Source organism: Microbacterium sp. SY138 (assembly GCF_039729145.1).
In the GTDB taxonomy this organism is placed as follows: Bacteria; Actinomycetota; Actinomycetes; order Actinomycetales; family Microbacteriaceae; genus Microbacterium; species Microbacterium maritypicum_A.
Window position 1 is genome coordinate 1315451 of record NZ_CP155793.1, and the last position, 15157, is coordinate 1330607.

The following is a 15157-nucleotide window of genomic DNA, read 5'->3' on the forward strand; positions in this document are numbered from 1 at the left end:
TCACAGTCCGAGTGCCGGCGCTGTGGACGGGGACGGCCGGCGCGGCTCCTCATAGCTCGCGGTTGCCCGAGACGCGGCCGGAGCCGGAGCCTCCTGCCCCGCGGCGGCACGGCTGGCGCGGGGACTGCGGTCGACGTCGTAGCTGGTGCGGGCGGTGTCGTGACCGATCTTCTTGGCGACGAACTCCTCACCCTGAACGGTCTGCGCGTCGCGCTCGTACTCGAACGGGTGCGTGTAGCCCTCGGCGACGAAGCTGTCGCCCTTCGCGAACCGGTCGTGCGCACGCTCGGCGGTGGCCCGGTAGGCCACGAGGTCGTGAAACGTGGTCTCCAGCTCGGTGAACGACCCATCCGGCTCCCGCCGGTAGTGCTCCTGCCCGACCCGGGCGTAGAACCTCGCCTCACCCTTGTTCGTGCGGCTGAGCTGTGGGTCTGAGGCGATGAACCCTGAGAACGATTCCTGCGTGCGGATCGCCATGACGACTGCCCTCCTTGACTCGACGACCCCACGGCGGGGTCTCCTTGCCAGGAAGGTGCGCGCACCCGTCCCTACGGTCGCTGTTGCAGCAGCGTCTCGACCTCTGTCCGGTCCGAGCGCAGCCTGGCCGCGTCGGACCGCTGGCTCCAGGTGCGGAGCCTGGTGACGATGGGCGGGGCGGATCGGAGCAGGACGAGGGCGGTGCCGAACGGGAGGGTTCGGATCGCGTCGGGTGGCATGATCGGCACCCGCCGGATGGAGCGTTGCGCGGTGCGGGAGCCGTGGTCGCCGATCGTGGTGGAGTCGGTCACCTCGTCACGCTCCCCGATGAGCGTGGTCAGGTCGTGGAGGTCTTTGGAGTTCGACGCGCCACCGAGGATGATCTTGACGATGGAAGCGTCCCAGATCGCTCCGGCCGCGTTCTCGGACCACTTCTCCCGCGCTTGGGCCAGCGACTGGAGCACTGGCATCGTGGTGATCCCGGTGCCGCCGCCTTCGGCCATCAGCGTCGGCAACGACGGCAAGGGGGCGAGGTTGCCGACCTCGTCCAGCGCGAGCAGCAAGGGCGGGTCGAGGCGGGCGCCGGGGCTGGTGGCGGCGATGCGGCGGGCGGCTTCCACGAGGTCTTCCACGAACGCCGCGACCAGCGCCGCGCTGTTGTTGGCTCCGGCGCCGGTGGCGAGCAGGTAGAGGGTGCCTTTGGCGCGGAGGAACGCTTCGGGGTCGAAGTCCTCGCCCTCGCGAGGGGATACGGCGTCGAGGACGCGCGGGTCGGCGAGGGCGGCCAGGGCGAGGGAGACGCCTTGCCAGATGGAGTCGCGGGTGCGGGGGTCGGAGTCGATCATCGCCTGCAACGACTCCGCCCACCCGACAGCGGCCTGCGGGTTCGCGGTCAGGATCGCCACCGCATCGGCGGCGGCGGACGGGTCGAGGGTCCATCGGAACAGCTCGCCCGGCGGACGGTGATCGAGGGCGGCGGCGTGCAGGAGGGCTTGGAGGGCGGTGCGGGTCTTGCCTTCCCAGAATCCGCCGCCTTCGACACCACCAGCAGATAGGCCGGTGCCGGCGGCGAGCCCGGTGGCGCGGATCATCGCCGTCAGCGGGTCCTCGCATCCGCGGATCGGTGACCAGCGCAGCCCGGCGGGGACGCCTTCGGCGAGGTGCTGCGGGTCGAACACCGCCACCGGCCCGCCCGTGCGTTGGCGGGCGCGGAGGGTCGCGGTGAGGTTGTCCGGGCGAGTGCTGGTAGTCACCACCGCGCCGGGCGCGTCGAGGATGGCGTTGATGACGATATGGGCGCCTTTGCCGGATCGGGGCGGGCCGAGCAGGAGGATCGAGTCCTCTACCGAGGCCCATACCCCGTGCCCGCGGGAGGTGCCGATCCGGTAGCCGACGTCTGCGGGTTGCGGCGTGTCCAGGGAGGGGCGCAGGTGCCCGGCGCGGCGTAGCAGTGCCTTCTCGGATGCGGCGCGTGCGACCTCGGTGCGGGTGGCGATCCCGGCGATCCGGTACGGGTCGGTCTTCACCTGCCGGCCGTGATCCCGCACGACCCGCCACACCCACCACCCGGCCGCGCTGGCGGCGAGGATGAGGACGGTCGCGGTGATCCAGTATGCGACCGCGCTCAGCCCTGGGGCGTCGAGTGCGGTGGCCGGGTCGGCGGGGTTCAGCAGCACGCCCAGGCCGGTCTCGACACCGCCGGCGGGTTGGGTGGTGCCGGTGATCCATGCGGCGACGGACCCGGCGGCGCGGAGGATACCGGCGAGGATCGCAGCTGAGATGAGGATGCCGATGCCGAGGTTGCTGAGCTCGTCCCCGAGGGACCCGGCAGGTTTGGGGGTGCTCATCCGGGGTGCCCGATCGTGAGGGTGCCGGAGACGCGGCCGAGCAGGATCACTTCGCGGGTCGGACTTGCGCCGGCCTGCTCGGCGGTGAGCAGGGCGCGCATGGTGCCGTCCGGCGCGGCATCCCCGTGCGCGATCACCACCGCCACGGCGACATCCTCACCAGGCACGAACCCCTCCCCGTGCAGCACGACCAGCTCCGGGATCACCTGCGGTGCGGGGCGTTCCGGTGCGGGTTCTGGTACGGGACGGCGGCGGCGGGTGCCGGGGGTGATGATGTCGGTGAACACGGTTCCGTCCGCCTCACGGACCTCGACACGCACCGCCGAACGGTGCGTGTCGGTGAGCTGGTCGAGCACGCGGGCGAAGTCTTCCCGCCGCCACGCCGGAGCGAACGGCTCCGGCCCCACCGGGTCCCCGTCCCCGGTGACCGTGATGGTCCCGGCGGGCGCGACGGTGATGACCGCCTGCGGGAGCACGACCGGGACCGGCGGTGTCTCGCTCTCACGGGCGATGTCAGGGGTGGTGCGCTTGTAGCGTGGGCGGGCCATCAGGATTCCTGCCGATCGTTCGAGATTCCCGAAGAACCGTCGAGATTCCTGAGCTCGCGGCCTTTTTGGGTCATGCGTCCAGTGGTGTCGAAGGCGGCGAGCTCGGCGGGGTGGAGCTGGTGCTGCACGACGAACGACCTGTCCTTAATCCGCCACAGGCCCTGCCCCGTGCCGAGCCCGGGGAGCAGCTTCTGCTCCGTGCCGGTCAGCCCGAGCGCATGGGCGGTCGCGCCGAGCTGGTCGGGCTCTTGCCGGTAGATGATCCTGGTCTCCGCGTTCGCCAACAGCGACGAGGCGAGGGCGCGCATGGCGGAACCTTGGTCGCCGACGTTGTCGAGGTCGGTGAGCTTGTGGAAGATCAGCATGTTCGCGATCCCGAAATGCCTCGCGAGCCGCCACTGCGCATCCATGCGCCGCAGCAGGGCGGAGTATTGCATGAGTCGCCAGGCTTCGTCGTAGATCACCCACCGCTGGCCGCCGTCCGGGTCCGACAGCGCCGACTCCATCCACGCCGAGGAACACGTCATCAGCACGGAAATGAGCGTGGCGTTCTCCGCCACCCTCGACAGGTCCAGGGACACCATCGGCAGGGACGGGTCGAACCGGACCGTCGAAGGCCCGTCGAAGAGGCCTTGGAGGTCCCCGGCGACGAGTCGGCGCAGCGCGTGACCGACGAGGCGGCCGTCTTCGGCGAGGCGCCCGTCCTCGTCGTCTGCGGGGTTGGGGGCCAGGATGCGGTCGACGACCATCGGCAGGATCGGCACCTCCGCCGACCTCACGGCGTCCCTCAGGGCGAGGTCGATCGCGGTGTGCTCCAACGGTGACAGCGGCCGGTCCAGCACGGTCTCCGCGAGAGCGCCGATCAGGTCGCGGCGGCGGGAGGCGACCTGCATCGCCCACTCCGCGTCCGACACAGCAGAAGGCCGGTGGCCCTCATCGAGCGGGTTGAGCCGGTTCGACAGGCCGTGGCCGAGGACGATCGCGCGTCCGCCGACCGCTTCGGCAACGGCGGTGTGCTCGCCTTTCGGGTCGCCGGGGACATACACGCGGCGCCCGAACGGGAGGGAGCGGGTGTACAGGGACTTCGCCAGCGACGACTTACCCGAGCCGACGATCCCGGCCAGGACGAGGTTGGGCGCGGTGATCAGCCCGCGCTGGTAGAGCACCCACGGGTCGTACACGAACGACCCGCCGGAGTAGAGGTCCTGGCCGACGAACACCCCCTGGCTGCCGAGGCCGCCTTCGGCGAGGAACGGGTACTGGCCGGCGAGGGTCGCGGACGTGTCTTGGTGCTTGGGGAGCCGGAACCGGCCCGGCGTCCGTAGCGCCGCCGGTCCCGCCTCGCCGGCGGCGGGCAGGTAGGTGGTGGCGCGTTTCTCAGCCTGCTCGGCCTGCCAGCGGGCTTTCGCCTGCGCCTTCTGGGTCTCGCGGGCGGTGGTCTCGATCCGTGTCGCGGCCTGCCTGCGGGCCTTGCGGTGCCGGCGGCGTTCGCCTTCCGGGCCGACCAGCACCGCCGTATGCAGCCGGCCCTCCTCCTGCCCGCTCACAGCGCCAGCCCCCGCCCCTGTGACACGGACGCGCCCGGCCGGCGGGCGAACCAGTCCTTCCCCTCGGATCGCCGCGCCCGCGCCGATGCACGCTCCACCGTGCCCACGGCCGACACCGACGCCGACGTGAGCTCGGTGGCCAGCGTGGGGGCGGTGTGTAACTGCGGGTCTGGGGCAGCGTCGTGAGCACGCAGCAGGGAGACGTGGCTGAGGAAGGGACTGTAGGTGAGGGTGTAGGCGCCGCGGGTCGCGGTGCGGTCCAGGGTTCCCACAGGGGGCGTGTCGTAGACGTACCCGTTCTCGAGCGCGGCCTGGGTCGTCTCCTCCCCGAAGTCATGCCCGGTGAGGTGGTCGATCGCGGCGTCCGTGCCGTCACGGTCGATGATGTCGAGCACCCGATCCGCGTCCTCCCCTTGGAGGAACACGACACTCACCCACCGGCGGCCCGCTGTGTCGGGCAGGTCGGGGTCGTGGTCGATCAACTCGACCAGGCTGTCCGGGTTCCGGCGGGCGGCGTCGGCCACCCATTCGGGGAACGCCCCGTCGTGGTCGGTGTGGTCGCCGGGGTGATCGAGGGCGTACTGGCGGGACTCGCCGGCGGCGGACAGGAACACCGCGAGCTCCCGCAGCGCCCGCGCCGGGGACACCGGCGCTCCGGTCCCGGTGAACAGGTCCCGCCCTTCGAAGCTCTGCCCGGTGGCGGTGTGCTCGATGCGGTACGCGTACCGCTGGTGCTCACCCAAGGGGGCATCCGGCCACACCGTCAACGTCAGCTCCCCGGCCTGCACCGTCGCCAGCAGACCACCGGACGTGTCGAGCGGTTCCGGTGCGGGGTGCCAGGCGATCCGCCCGGACTGGCCCATCGCGGCGTCCACGCGGTCATGCACCGCATCCAGCAGGGTGCCGGCCTGGTGCAGCTCGTCGGCCGCCGCCAGCGCCGCGGTCGCCCCAGCGGTCTGGTTGCCGGCGTCGTCGTGCGCGCGGGACCGCCCGCCGATATGGGCGGCGGCGAGCTGGTCGAGCACCTGCCGCAGCGACCGCACGCCCGCCAGCAGATCACCGAGCACCGGGTAGGTGTCGGCCGGGTCGGTGAACGTGCGGGTCGCGTGGGCGAGTCCCCGCAGTGCCTGGGATGCTTCGGCGGCGTCGTCTACGGGATGGGTGAAGGTCGGCATGATCGGAGAACTCCTCGCAAGTGCGGTCGGATGGTGGGGGTGGTCAGACGTTTCGGCACAGCGGCAGCGCGGCGGCGGCGAAGGCTTGGGCTTGCTGGCCGACGAGGCGGCGGGTTTCGCAGGACGCTTGGATCGCGGACTGCTCGACCGCGGCGACTGCGGCGTCGAGCTCATCGACGGTGGGTGCGGAGATGCTGATGAGGCCGGTGACGCGCAGGACGCCGTGCCCGGCGGTCAGGTCGGCTTCCTGCTGGAGCACGTCGTCCAGCTCGGCGGATGCGCCTGCGTCTTCGATCTGCCCGATCTTGCGGCGCTGCGCTTGGTCGCTGATGAGTTCGGTCTTCTTCTTCCGCAGGTCGCGGGCGGCCTGGTCGGCGCGGACGGGTGTGTAGTGCAGGGCGAGGGTGCGCAGGATGCCGCCGGTGAGCACGAGCGGGGCGAGGAAGCCCGGATACACCTGGGAGCGGGGCCATTCGGTGATCCACAGCACCGCATGGTGCGCGGAATCCGACCGCAGCCGTTCCCAGGTCTCGGTGACCGCGACCGGGCCGGCGGTGGCGAGGTCGCGGCCCAGGGTCCCGTGGCGTTCCAGGGCGGGAGCGGCGGCCGGGTCGTAGGCGGAGCGGAGGATGACGGCGACCTCGCCCGGCGTGAGCCACCCGGTCGAGGTGAGCTCGGCGGCCCGCAGCACCGTCGTGAGCGTGGTCATCTCCTGCCGCAGCACCGCTGCGGCGCCGCGTATCCCGCCGCCTGCGGTCCTGATCTGCCGGGCGGCCGCTTTCATGTCCAGGGCGAGGCTGATGGTGGTGGCGTGACGTTCCCCGGCGGGACCGGCCCGGTCGATGAGCTCGGCGTAGGTGGTGGAGGCCCAGGAGCCGTCGTCGGTGCCGTGCGTGCGCCACCACTCCGCCAGCCCCGTGCCGGAGTCGGGCAGGGTGCGCTCGGACACCTGAATCCGGGCGATCCGTCCGGACCGGCACGCGGCGGCCAGCACGCGCCCCCACCCGGACACGCGGCGCTGCTGCTCGCCGGGGTCCAGGAGCACGAACGCGGGATGGGAGACGCCGAGGATGACCGTCAACGTCTGGGCGTGGGGGTCGTGGATCATGCCCGCCCCGGTCTCCGGGTCCTCCCACTCCCGCAGGGCCGCGGCATCCCCTGGCAGGGCGAGGGTTCCGGCTGGGCGCGGCTTGATGATCCGGCGGCGGTGGATGAGTTGCCCGAGATAGGTCCGTAGCGTCCAGCGGGCAAGGATCGGCACCCACTCGATCAGCTTCCGACCGCCGGCGGGGATGACCGCGAGCAGGGCAGCGCCCGCCCAGACCGGGGAGGTCCAGGCCAGACCCATGCCGCCTGCCGTGTAGAGGGAGGCGACGACGGCGAGGATCGCGATGCCGAGGACGATCAGTTGCGGCAGCGACAGGCCCAGCAAGATGCCGCGGCGGGTGAGCCGGGAGAACTGCACCGGAGCGAGCGGGTAATCGGCATGTGTCGTGGTGGCCATTAGGGGTCACTCCTTCCCGGGTTTCGCAGGCTTGGTCGACGGCGGCGGGGTCGGCTGTGCGCGGCGCGGGGCCGACCCCGACGACGGGACGGACGGCGGAGCGGTCGGGGCGGGGTTCGCGGTGGCGGGCGGGACCGGCGGCGTGGCGGCCTGCTCCGCTGCTGCCCCGGCGTGGCCCTCGGCGGCCCCGCCGACTGCGCTCCCGGCCTTCGGCCCGGCCGTCGCGGCGCCCTTGACGACTTCGCCCCCGACGACCACGGCCGCACCGACCGGACCGACCGCCGCACCAGCCCCCGCAGCACCGGCCCCCGCACCCGCGCCGGCTCCGGCGCTTGCCCCGCCGGATGTGGCGGTTGTGCCTGCGGCGGTCCCTGTCGTTCCCGCGCTGGCCGTCGAGCCAGCGGCACCCTTTGGAGCCGCCCCACCGCCACCGGCACTGCTGCCGCTGGTGCCGGAGTTGCTGCCGCCGTCGAGGACTTTCTTGGCGGTGTCGCCCTGCGGGGCGGACGGGACGGGGACGGGCCGGTTCAGCGCCGACTTCGCCTCCTGCTCGCTGGACATGGCGTGGTACATATCGAAGCCGACGAAGGACAGGAACTTGTAGGTGATGTAGGGGGCGAACGCGGCGATGAACATCAGCACCACCCCCGCGATCGGGTCGCTGATCGAGGCGAGGTCGGCCTCGATGGGGGCGGACACCTGGCCTATGGCGACGAGGAAGATCACCACCAGGACGAGCTTGGAGAAGATCAGGGCGATCACGAATGCCGCCCACTTGGCGAACCAGCCCTTGGTGGCATCCCACGTCGCTCCAGCGAGGGCGATGGGTCCGAACACGATCGCGACCAGCAGGAGCGCCTTGCGGATCAGCAGGGAGAACCACACGATCGCAGCCGCACTGATGGCGAGGCCGGCGAGGAAGATGGTCAGGATCGCGCCGACACCGGGTGCGGCGATGTTGATCCCGGCAAGTCCCGTGGCGAGGAGCCCGATCTGGGTCCCCATCCCTTCCATCGTGTTCCCGGTGGCCTGCACGATGCCGACCGCGAGCTGGTCGGTCACTTCCAGCAGCAGCGCGGTGAGCGTGATGACCAGGAAGCTGCCGAGCACGCTCTTGGCGAGGCCGAGGGCGGCACGACTGAGCGCGGTGGGGTCGCGGTGGATGAGGCCGGTGATGAGTTGCAAGCAGAAGAACACGAGCATCACGAAGATCGCCACGCCAAACAGGACGTTGTAGACACCGATGTACTCCGGGCTGGTGACATCGACGAGGGTGGTGGTGTCGAAGACCCACCACACCGCCTCGAACAGCCACGCGGCAGCGCCGGCCATCGCCTGGCCGAGCCAGTCGAACGGGGCCGCGATCAACGACGCGGTGCTCTCCCCGACCGCGTCGCAGACGGAGGAGATGACCGGGACATCGCAGATGCTCACCGCACCCACCTCCACGGATGGCGCCTTGCTCGGGTGGTCATCAGACGGCCTGCCCGACGCCCCAGAAGAAGTTGATGAGCGTCACCGCGGCGCCGCAGATGATCGCCGCCCCACACGACACGAGGACGCCGACCTTCCCGCGGGAGGCGAGGTGCGGGTTGGAGGAGTTGGCGCCGAAGCCCCACACGATCGCCGAGACGATCAGGGCGAGGACGGAGAGGATCAGGCCCACGGTCATCACCGCGCCGACGATGATGCGCAGTTGCTCGATACCGGGAAGACCCGAGCTGTTGGGGTCGATGTCGATCACGATGGGTGCTCCTGACTGTTCACGGGACGTGTGCTCGACGGTCAGGTGCGCAACCCGGCCCCGCCCGTCAGTCCGGGGCACTCTGTGGGTGGTTTCGTACCGTGGGGTATGACGATGGCTGCGGTGAGGCAGCGTACGAGCGTCGCGCGGCGCGAGTACATCGACGCGACTGCGGAACGCGCTTCATGCACTCTCACGCTGTGTTGAGGTGACACCCGATGGAGCGCGCGTTGCAATATGGGAAGGTCGGTGACTGAGAGATTCGGATAGAGCATGACGGCACGGAGAGCGCAACGGCCACAAGGCCCGCCAGAAGCACGACCGCTGGCGTCCGCGTCCACCGAGATCGAAGACGTCACTGACGAGCCCAACAGTGAGACAGCGATTCGCGATATCGGCAAAGGATTCCGCTGGTATGACCTGCCGTATCTCGTGCTACGCAGTCTTCAGCGTTCAAACGTGGACCCGTGGATTCCAGCTCGTTGGCGCGTGAAGATTCGCGAGATATCAAACTTGCTGTATCAAACGCACCACACGCGCGAACGGCGCGGTGATAACGATCTCTATCGTTTCGACAAGATAGAGCTGCCTTCCGGGGAGGGCGTGACGATGCCATACGCATCGCTCGTTGAGTACTTCACGGCAAGCGGTGTTCGGGAGCTACACAAGGCGATTCGACGGTCTGGTTGGGACGGTGCTCGGTTCCTTGGCATGGACCCTGGCGGAACAGAGACGGTCACCTCGTCACGCCGCGGCGACGGTCGGACATGGTGGCGGATGGCGGAGCTGACATCGAGGTCGGCCGAATACACGTCCATCGATGCGCAGCGGGCAAAGCTGCCTGCTGGCGTCAAGAGCATCAGCTTGATAGGCGTGTCGATCGGCAAAGGGGTAACCGCCGTCGTGGCCGGGTTCTCGCTTGACGAGTCCGTGTCCGCCCGACTCAACGAACAACTGCGGGCACCTCATCAGCACGACGTGATCAGGAGGAAGGGTCAAATGACGGTTTCGCAACCGCCGAAAGCCGTTCTGCACTACCGCACACAACGTGCTCGCAGCGAGGTGCATCGCGAGCTCCGCCGTTGGATGAGTCGTACGCTACCCGGAGCTTTCGCAAGCGCTCGCCATCCTCAACCCCTCTTCGACGTCATCTTCTTCAACGTCGCTGACCACATGGACGACGATGCGCGACCCTCTCACCGTGAGAACGATGCATTGCGCGCAATGGGACTGCAAGATCACGTCCCGTATCGAGTGACTAGTGAAGAGTTGCCAGGGCTACTCCTGCAGGAGCCTGTCGCTCGAGACTGGGCACCAGATATTTCGGAGAATGTCTGGTCGCTATGGGGCAATCGCGACGCGGCAGCCCGCATCACGTCAGGGACCGGGCACTCGGGAGTCGAATCTGCCGGCTACTTCGTAGGTTCTCGATCGACCGACTTCATGGCCAGGTCTGGCCTCACGGCGTTTCTTCGCCTTCTACGCGGCAAGGCGTCTATCGCTCACGACAACGCTCGTGAGCTTCACGGTGGTACAAGCAGTCGAGACCTGAAACGGCTTCGTATACGCACTCTCACCACGAGCCTCGATCTCGCGACGCTTGAGGAGGACATCAAGCTATACAACCGTCGACGGTGGAGAGATCGCGAGCCGGTCTTCTATCTCGACTACACAGCATGGTTCAAGGAGCGGGATAAGGAGGAGGGCCGCAAGCCTTTCAAGCCCGTCAACCTTAATGTGCAAGAACGGAAGGTTCAAAGGCGTCTTGCTCGCGAGCTGGTCGAGTTCGATGCGGAATACCGGGAGGTGCTGAGTACCGTTGCGTCCCTTGGTGCGTCGCTCGATTCACGCCGAGTTCAGCGCGTTGCGATTTGGGTTTCCGTCGTATCGGTGGTCGTAGCGCTGGTCACACTGTGGGCGACCCAGGAGTCACCGCCGGACCTCGTCGCGGTCAGCTGCTCATTCTTGAGAACACTCGGCTGGGGGCTTTGCTGACGCACGAGAGGTGTCTATCGGTTCGATGCGGTAGCCGCGCCGGACGCCACGACCGACTGGCTCGACACCATCGGCAGCTATAGTTCCGCGCCCACATCGAGGAGAAAGTTGACCCACGCGACCCCGGCGCCGGCGAGGGCTGCGGCGCCGAGGGAGACGAACAGGCCGGTACGGGCTTTGGTGGCGGCCTGGTAGTTGCCGCTGCTGGAGGCGATCGCCCACACGATGGCGCAGACGATCAGCATGAGCACCGCGATGACGAGCACGAACATCAGCAGGGCGCCGACGATCGCCCGCAGGTCTGCGGCGCCGCCGACGCCGCCGAAGTCGGGGAACACATCCATCACGCACCCCCGGTGCAGGCGGCGAGGGCGGTGTCTCCGCCGGTGACGCCTTCGGCGCCGTGCTCGGTCAGCCAGGCGTCCGCGTCCACGGCTTCTTGTCCTTGCCCGCCGGGGCGGATCTCGAAATGCAGGTGTGGCCCGGTGGATTGCCCGGAGGAGCCGACGTCGCCGATGTGCTGCCCGGCGGTGACCGTCTGCCCTGCGGTGACGTGGATGCCGTGCTCCCACATGTGCGCGTAGTACGACACGACTCGCTCACCTCGGACGGTGTGCTCGATGACGATCAGGCCGCCGTAGCCGCCGGAGAACTCTGCCAGCACCACGACGCCGTCTGCGGCGGCGAGGATCGGGGTGCCGTCCGCGGCGGCGAAATCCGACCCGGTGTGGAAGGAGCGTTCCCCGGTGATCGGGTGAATGCGCCACCCGAACGGGCTCGTGCGCACCCACGTCCCCTCCGGCAGCGGGAACACGATCCTGGTGGTCTCGGGCACCACCGGATCACCGCCGGCCCCGGTGGGTGTGGGTCGGGTGAGGGTGGTGAGGATCGCTTCGACGACCGGCTGGTAGTTCTGATACCTGTCCGGGTACGCGGAGACTTCGACGGCTTGTGCGGCTTCGCCGGGGTCCATGCTCTGCCAGCCGGGGATGTCGAGCAGGCCACGCGGCGACGGATAGTTGGGTCCGGTGGGGCCGCCGAAGAACGCGCGCGCCTGATACTGCGGGTCCATGAGGTCGGCGACGGTGCCCCACCCGGATTGCGGGCGCATCTGGAACAGGCCCAGACTGTCGTGGTCGGAGCCGTTGCCGTCGTTGGGGTAGTTCCCCGATTCGGGGTAGGTGCCGGTGTTGGCGAGCATCCGCAGGTGCGATTCGGTGAGCGCGGCCATCAGCGCGATCACCACGCCGGGCCGACCCACCCCAGCGGTCTGCGAGCCCGTGGTGATGATTGTCGCCGCGTGAGTGAGCTGCGTCTTGTTCAGGGTGATCGTCTCGCCGTTGCGGGTAGTGGCGGCCAGGGAGTCTGGGATCGGGCCGACGATGAACGATCCCGGCGAGCAGGCGGTCATCGCCGGGTTCACCACCGCGGCCACCCCGACGAGCACGATCGAGGGGGCCAGGAACAGCAGGGCCACCGCGAGGGCGGCGAGTTTCTTCCACATCAGGACACCGCCCGTCTATCGCAGGGGGTTGTCGAGCTGGGACAGCCGCAGCAGCTCACAGTGCGTGCCGGTGATCCCTCGGTTGGTGACAACCGGGGTGCAGACGATGAACACCGTGAAGACGACCGGGCGGGAGGCTTCGACGGGTTCGGTGCCCCAGGTGCCGTCCCGGTGCCGGGTCCCCTCGATGGTGTAGGCAACGGCGCCTTCGGGTATCTGGCTGGGGGCTGCCTGCCCGGTCGCGGTCTCCCACGCCTCCGGGACGAACATCTCCTGGATGCTCAGCCATTGCCGGGTCTGGTGCTGTCGGAGCTGCGCCCACGCCTCCGCGCCGGGCAGGTAGGCGCGGACATCGCCGGCCAGCGCGTCCGCCTCCTCGCCGGCGGCGACATCCACGATGACCTGCGCGTAGTCGGCCGGGCCGTACCCGCTGGTGGTGTCCCAGGCGAACAGCGCCAGGGCGACCTGACGGGCGAACGTCTCCGGCCCGCCGAGCTGTGACACCGGCACCGGGTCGGCCGGGGAGGTTCCGGTTGGCGGGGCCGTGATGGTCGGAGCCGCCGTGCCGGGGGCGGGTTCGGTGCGGGGTGCGGGGCCGCGCAGCAGCCCGTAGATGCCGACCCCGACCAGCAGGAGCAGGGCGAGGCCGCCGGCGATCAGGGCGATCAGCACACGGCGGCGGCGACGATCATCGACGGGGGCGGTGGGGTCCATACGAGGGTCCTCCCAGAAGGCGACAGAAGTGGTCGCCAGGAAGGTGCACCTCGCCACCCCGAGGGCCGGTCAGGTCGGCGCCGGTCAGGCGATGTGTTCGCCCAGGCGCTCGGCCTGCCGGAATGCGCGGGCGGCGTCGGCAAACGCTACGGTGCCGGCGATGGTGCCCTCGAACCGTGCCCATTGCTCGTCGGTGAGCGCCGGGCCGACCCCGGCGGGATCGTGATGTGCCCACCAGCCGGCGAGGTCGTCCCAGATCGCGAGGAAGACGGTCAGCGGGTACGGCACCGCCTCACCCGGTTCGACCGCCGGCAGCCGGGGACGAGGTTTGCGGCCGGTCTTCTTCGCGGCTCGCACGCGGGCGAGCGCGTCTTTGGCGAGGTGCTCCAGCTCCACGGCGCGCGCGTCCCGTTCCGCGGCCCGCACGCCGGCGGCCTCGGCCCTGGCCTGCTCGCGCAGCTCGGCCGGCTGGGCGGGGTCGGTGGCGAGCTGGTAGAGCTCGGCGAGGGACAGTTCGGCGTTCATCCGCAGGTGGGCGGGGTAGACCTTCCCGCCGACTCTGATCCGCTCCACCTCCTCCGTCGCCCGCTGCCGGACCGCGTCGGGCTGGGCGGTGTCGGCGGCGAGGTCTTCGAGGCGGACGATGCGTTCCATCGTGGTGTGCGAGTCACGGCCGGTGACCATCTGCGCGGCCTGCACCGCCGCCTCCCCAGAGCCCGCCCACGGTGCCGTTAAGTTAACGGCACCGTCCTCCTCGCCTGTGCCAGCGGGCTGGAACCGGGTGGCCTCCTGTCGCAGCGTGGCACCCTCGGTCAGGAGGGCTTTGAGCTCCCGGTAAAGGGCGGCGGCTTCGAGCTGGGTGAGCGGTTTGTGCAGCAGGTTGTCGTCCTGCTCGGCCAGGAGCTGCCCGAGCCGGTCGGACACCCCGGAGCGGACCCACAGGTTGACGGTCTTCCACCCGAGCTGCCGGATCGCCGCCAGGCGCCGGGCACCGCAGATCAGGTGCCCGTCGAGGGTGATCGTGATCGGTTGCAGCAGCCCGTTGCGGCGGATCGAATCGACCAGCGGTGCCAGGTCGCCGTAGTCCTGCCGGTGCCGGCGTCCGACGCCGATGGCATCCACGGCCCGCTCCAGCTCGATGTGGCCGCCCGGCGGAGTGCTCATTGCAGATCGCCCCCGGTGTCGGGGGCGGCAAGACCGGCGGTGAGCACGAGGTCATCGTCGCGCAGCAGCGCGCGGAGAGGTTCGCGGTTCAGCAGCCGCAGCAACAGGCCGCGCCCGGTGTTGGTGCCGGACAAGGCGGGGCCGGGGTGGCCGAGCACGATCCGCAGCAGCGTCGTCCACGACGAGCCCGGCAAGTCCAGCAGGGCGCGGGCCTGCCGGTCGCGGCGCAGCGTCTCGAACGCCGACGCCCGCGAGACGGACTCCGCGAGCCGGCCGGTGATGTACTCCACCGCGGTCCGTGCCGTCACCGGCTCCCAGCCGACCCAGCTCAGCAGCGCGATGGTGTCCTCCACCGCGGCGGTGACGTTCACTGCCCGCTCCGGCACCACCTCATCGCCGTCCTCCTCATCGGTGTCGGGGTCGGCGAAGGGGTCGATGTGGAAAGCGGGGTGGTAGTCGGGCAGTGGGTTCTCCCGGTCGCTGAACCGCTCCGCGTCGTGGAACACCGAGTAGCGGGGGCGTCGGGCCTGGTGCACCGAGCACAGGAGCCCGTTGCCGCGTTCCTCGCCGATGCATGTCACCTGAACCGCGCGGGTGACCACCGCCCACGGGTCATCCGCGCGGCGGGTCGCCGCTCCCCGCATGGCCTCGAACGCGGCCGAGGCGGCCTCCCACGGGTCCAGGCCGTGCTTCTTGGCGAGGGCGGCGTACTTGTCGGCGGCATGCCGCATCAGCAAGGCGGCCTCCGGGTCGTGTCGCCACGCGCCCTTGCCTGCCTCGTGCAGACGGTTCAGGAGAGCGCGCAGCGCCTCCGAGTCCTCGAATCTCGCCCGCTGTTCGCGGGGACTTTCCGGTGTCATCACACAACCTCCTGCACAGCAGGTGCACCCTGACTCCCACCCGTCCTCGCGCGCGTTGACTCATCGGGGGTGGACACG

Annotated in this window: 14 protein-coding genes; 1 reads left to right on the forward strand and 13 read right to left on the reverse strand. The window is 69.9% G+C overall.

All coding sequences use genetic code 11. The annotated features are described in order from the left end of the window. From ABDC25_RS06190 to ABDC25_RS06225, 8 genes are all read right to left on the reverse strand, one after another. Positions 1–477 (reverse strand): single-stranded DNA-binding protein, encoded by a 477-nt coding sequence (locus ABDC25_RS06190; RefSeq protein WP_347125352.1) that lies wholly within the window; start codon positions 475–477, stop codon positions 1–3. 71 nt (positions 478–548) lie between these two features. Next, positions 549–2324, reverse strand: a complete 1776-nt coding sequence (locus ABDC25_RS06195) for a type IV secretory system conjugative DNA transfer family protein (protein ID WP_347125354.1) — start codon at positions 2322–2324, stop codon at positions 549–551. After that, positions 2321–2872 carry a hypothetical protein gene (locus ABDC25_RS06200; protein ID WP_347125355.1) on the reverse strand — a complete coding sequence of 184 codons (552 nt, stop codon included), beginning with the start codon at positions 2870–2872 and terminating at the stop codon, positions 2321–2323. Before ABDC25_RS06200 ends, ABDC25_RS06195 begins: the two co-directional genes overlap by 4 nt. Then, on the reverse strand, positions 2872–4419 hold the full coding sequence (locus ABDC25_RS06205; protein WP_347125357.1) for an ATP-binding protein: 1548 nt from the start codon (positions 4417–4419) through the stop codon (positions 2872–2874). The genes ABDC25_RS06200 and ABDC25_RS06205 overlap by 1 nt, the downstream gene beginning before the upstream one ends. Further along, positions 4416–5594: a hypothetical protein gene (locus ABDC25_RS06210; protein ID WP_347125358.1), complete on the reverse strand. Its 1179-nt coding sequence runs from the start codon at positions 5592–5594 to the stop codon at positions 4416–4418. Before ABDC25_RS06210 ends, ABDC25_RS06205 begins: the two co-directional genes overlap by 4 nt. A gap of 43 nt (positions 5595–5637) precedes the next feature. Beyond that, entirely contained in the window at positions 5638–7098 is a 1461-nt protein-coding gene (locus ABDC25_RS06215) for an SCO6880 family protein (protein WP_347125360.1), read from the reverse strand. 6 nt (positions 7099–7104) lie between these two features. Then, positions 7105–8532 carry a conjugal transfer protein TrbL gene (locus ABDC25_RS06220; RefSeq protein ID WP_347125362.1) on the reverse strand — a complete coding sequence of 476 codons (1428 nt, stop codon included), beginning with the start codon at positions 8530–8532 and terminating at the stop codon, positions 7105–7107. A 40-nt stretch (positions 8533–8572) separates the two neighbouring features. Further along, the gene (locus tag ABDC25_RS06225; protein WP_062764860.1) at positions 8573–8842 is read right to left on the reverse strand and encodes a DUF6112 family protein; all 270 of its coding nucleotides are present in this window, start codon (positions 8840–8842) and stop codon (positions 8573–8575) included. A 273-nt stretch (positions 8843–9115) separates the two neighbouring features. On the opposite strand from ABDC25_RS06225, the gene ABDC25_RS06230 reads away from it, so the two are divergent. Continuing rightward, entirely contained in the window at positions 9116–10837 is a 1722-nt protein-coding gene (locus ABDC25_RS06230; protein ID WP_347125363.1) for a hypothetical protein, read from the forward strand. Between the two features lie 77 nt (positions 10838–10914). Here the strand turns inward: ABDC25_RS06230 and ABDC25_RS06235 are convergent, their stop codons facing one another. The 5 genes from ABDC25_RS06235 to ABDC25_RS06255 all read right to left on the reverse strand — a co-directional run bounded on the left by ABDC25_RS06235 (position 10915) and on the right by ABDC25_RS06255 (position 15079). After that, complete coding sequence (locus tag ABDC25_RS06235) at positions 10915–11181, reverse strand: DUF6112 family protein (RefSeq protein ID WP_347125365.1); 267 nt, start codon at positions 11179–11181, stop codon at positions 10915–10917. After that, complete coding sequence (locus tag ABDC25_RS06240; RefSeq protein WP_347125367.1) at positions 11181–12341, reverse strand: M23 family metallopeptidase; 1161 nt, start codon at positions 12339–12341, stop codon at positions 11181–11183. Before ABDC25_RS06240 ends, ABDC25_RS06235 begins: the two co-directional genes overlap by 1 nt. Before the next feature lie 15 nt (positions 12342–12356). After that, entirely contained in the window at positions 12357–13055 is a 699-nt protein-coding gene (locus ABDC25_RS06245) for a hypothetical protein (RefSeq protein WP_347125369.1), read from the reverse strand. 84 nt (positions 13056–13139) lie between these two features. Then, complete coding sequence (locus tag ABDC25_RS06250) at positions 13140–14219, reverse strand: ParB N-terminal domain-containing protein (RefSeq protein WP_347125371.1); 1080 nt, start codon at positions 14217–14219, stop codon at positions 13140–13142. Beyond that, entirely contained in the window at positions 14216–15079 is an 864-nt protein-coding gene (locus ABDC25_RS06255) for a hypothetical protein (protein ID WP_347125373.1), read from the reverse strand. The genes ABDC25_RS06250 and ABDC25_RS06255 overlap by 4 nt, the downstream gene beginning before the upstream one ends. Between the last annotated feature and the right edge of the window lie 78 nt (positions 15080–15157).

Bases quoted from the DNA above. Each gene is read 5' to 3' on its own strand.
- ABDC25_RS06250 (WP_347125371.1), bottom strand. From the start codon at position 14,219: ATGAGCACTCCGCCGGGCGGCCACATCGAGCTGGAGCGGGCCGTGGAT.
- ABDC25_RS06190 (WP_347125352.1), bottom strand. From the start codon at position 477: ATGGCGATCCGCACGCAGGAATCGTTCTCAGGGTTCATCGCCTCAGAC.
- ABDC25_RS06245 (WP_347125369.1), bottom strand. From the start codon at position 13,055: ATGGACCCCACCGCCCCCGTCGATGATCGTCGCCGCCGCCGTGTGCTG.
- ABDC25_RS06200 (WP_347125355.1), bottom strand. From the start codon at position 2,872: ATGGCCCGCCCACGCTACAAGCGCACCACCCCTGACATCGCCCGTGAG.
- ABDC25_RS06230 (WP_347125363.1), top strand. From the start codon at position 9,116: ATGACGGCACGGAGAGCGCAACGGCCACAAGGCCCGCCAGAAGCACGA.
- ABDC25_RS06235 (WP_347125365.1), bottom strand. From the start codon at position 11,181: ATGGATGTGTTCCCCGACTTCGGCGGCGTCGGCGGCGCCGCAGACCTG.
- ABDC25_RS06255 (WP_347125373.1), bottom strand. From the start codon at position 15,079: ATGACACCGGAAAGTCCCCGCGAACAGCGGGCGAGATTCGAGGACTCG.
- ABDC25_RS06195 (WP_347125354.1), bottom strand. From the start codon at position 2,324: ATGAGCACCCCCAAACCTGCCGGGTCCCTCGGGGACGAGCTCAGCAAC.
- ABDC25_RS06215 (WP_347125360.1), bottom strand. From the start codon at position 7,098: ATGGCCACCACGACACATGCCGATTACCCGCTCGCTCCGGTGCAGTTC.
- ABDC25_RS06210 (WP_347125358.1), bottom strand. From the start codon at position 5,594: ATGCCGACCTTCACCCATCCCGTAGACGACGCCGCCGAAGCATCCCAG.
- ABDC25_RS06240 (WP_347125367.1), bottom strand. From the start codon at position 12,341: ATGTGGAAGAAACTCGCCGCCCTCGCGGTGGCCCTGCTGTTCCTGGCC.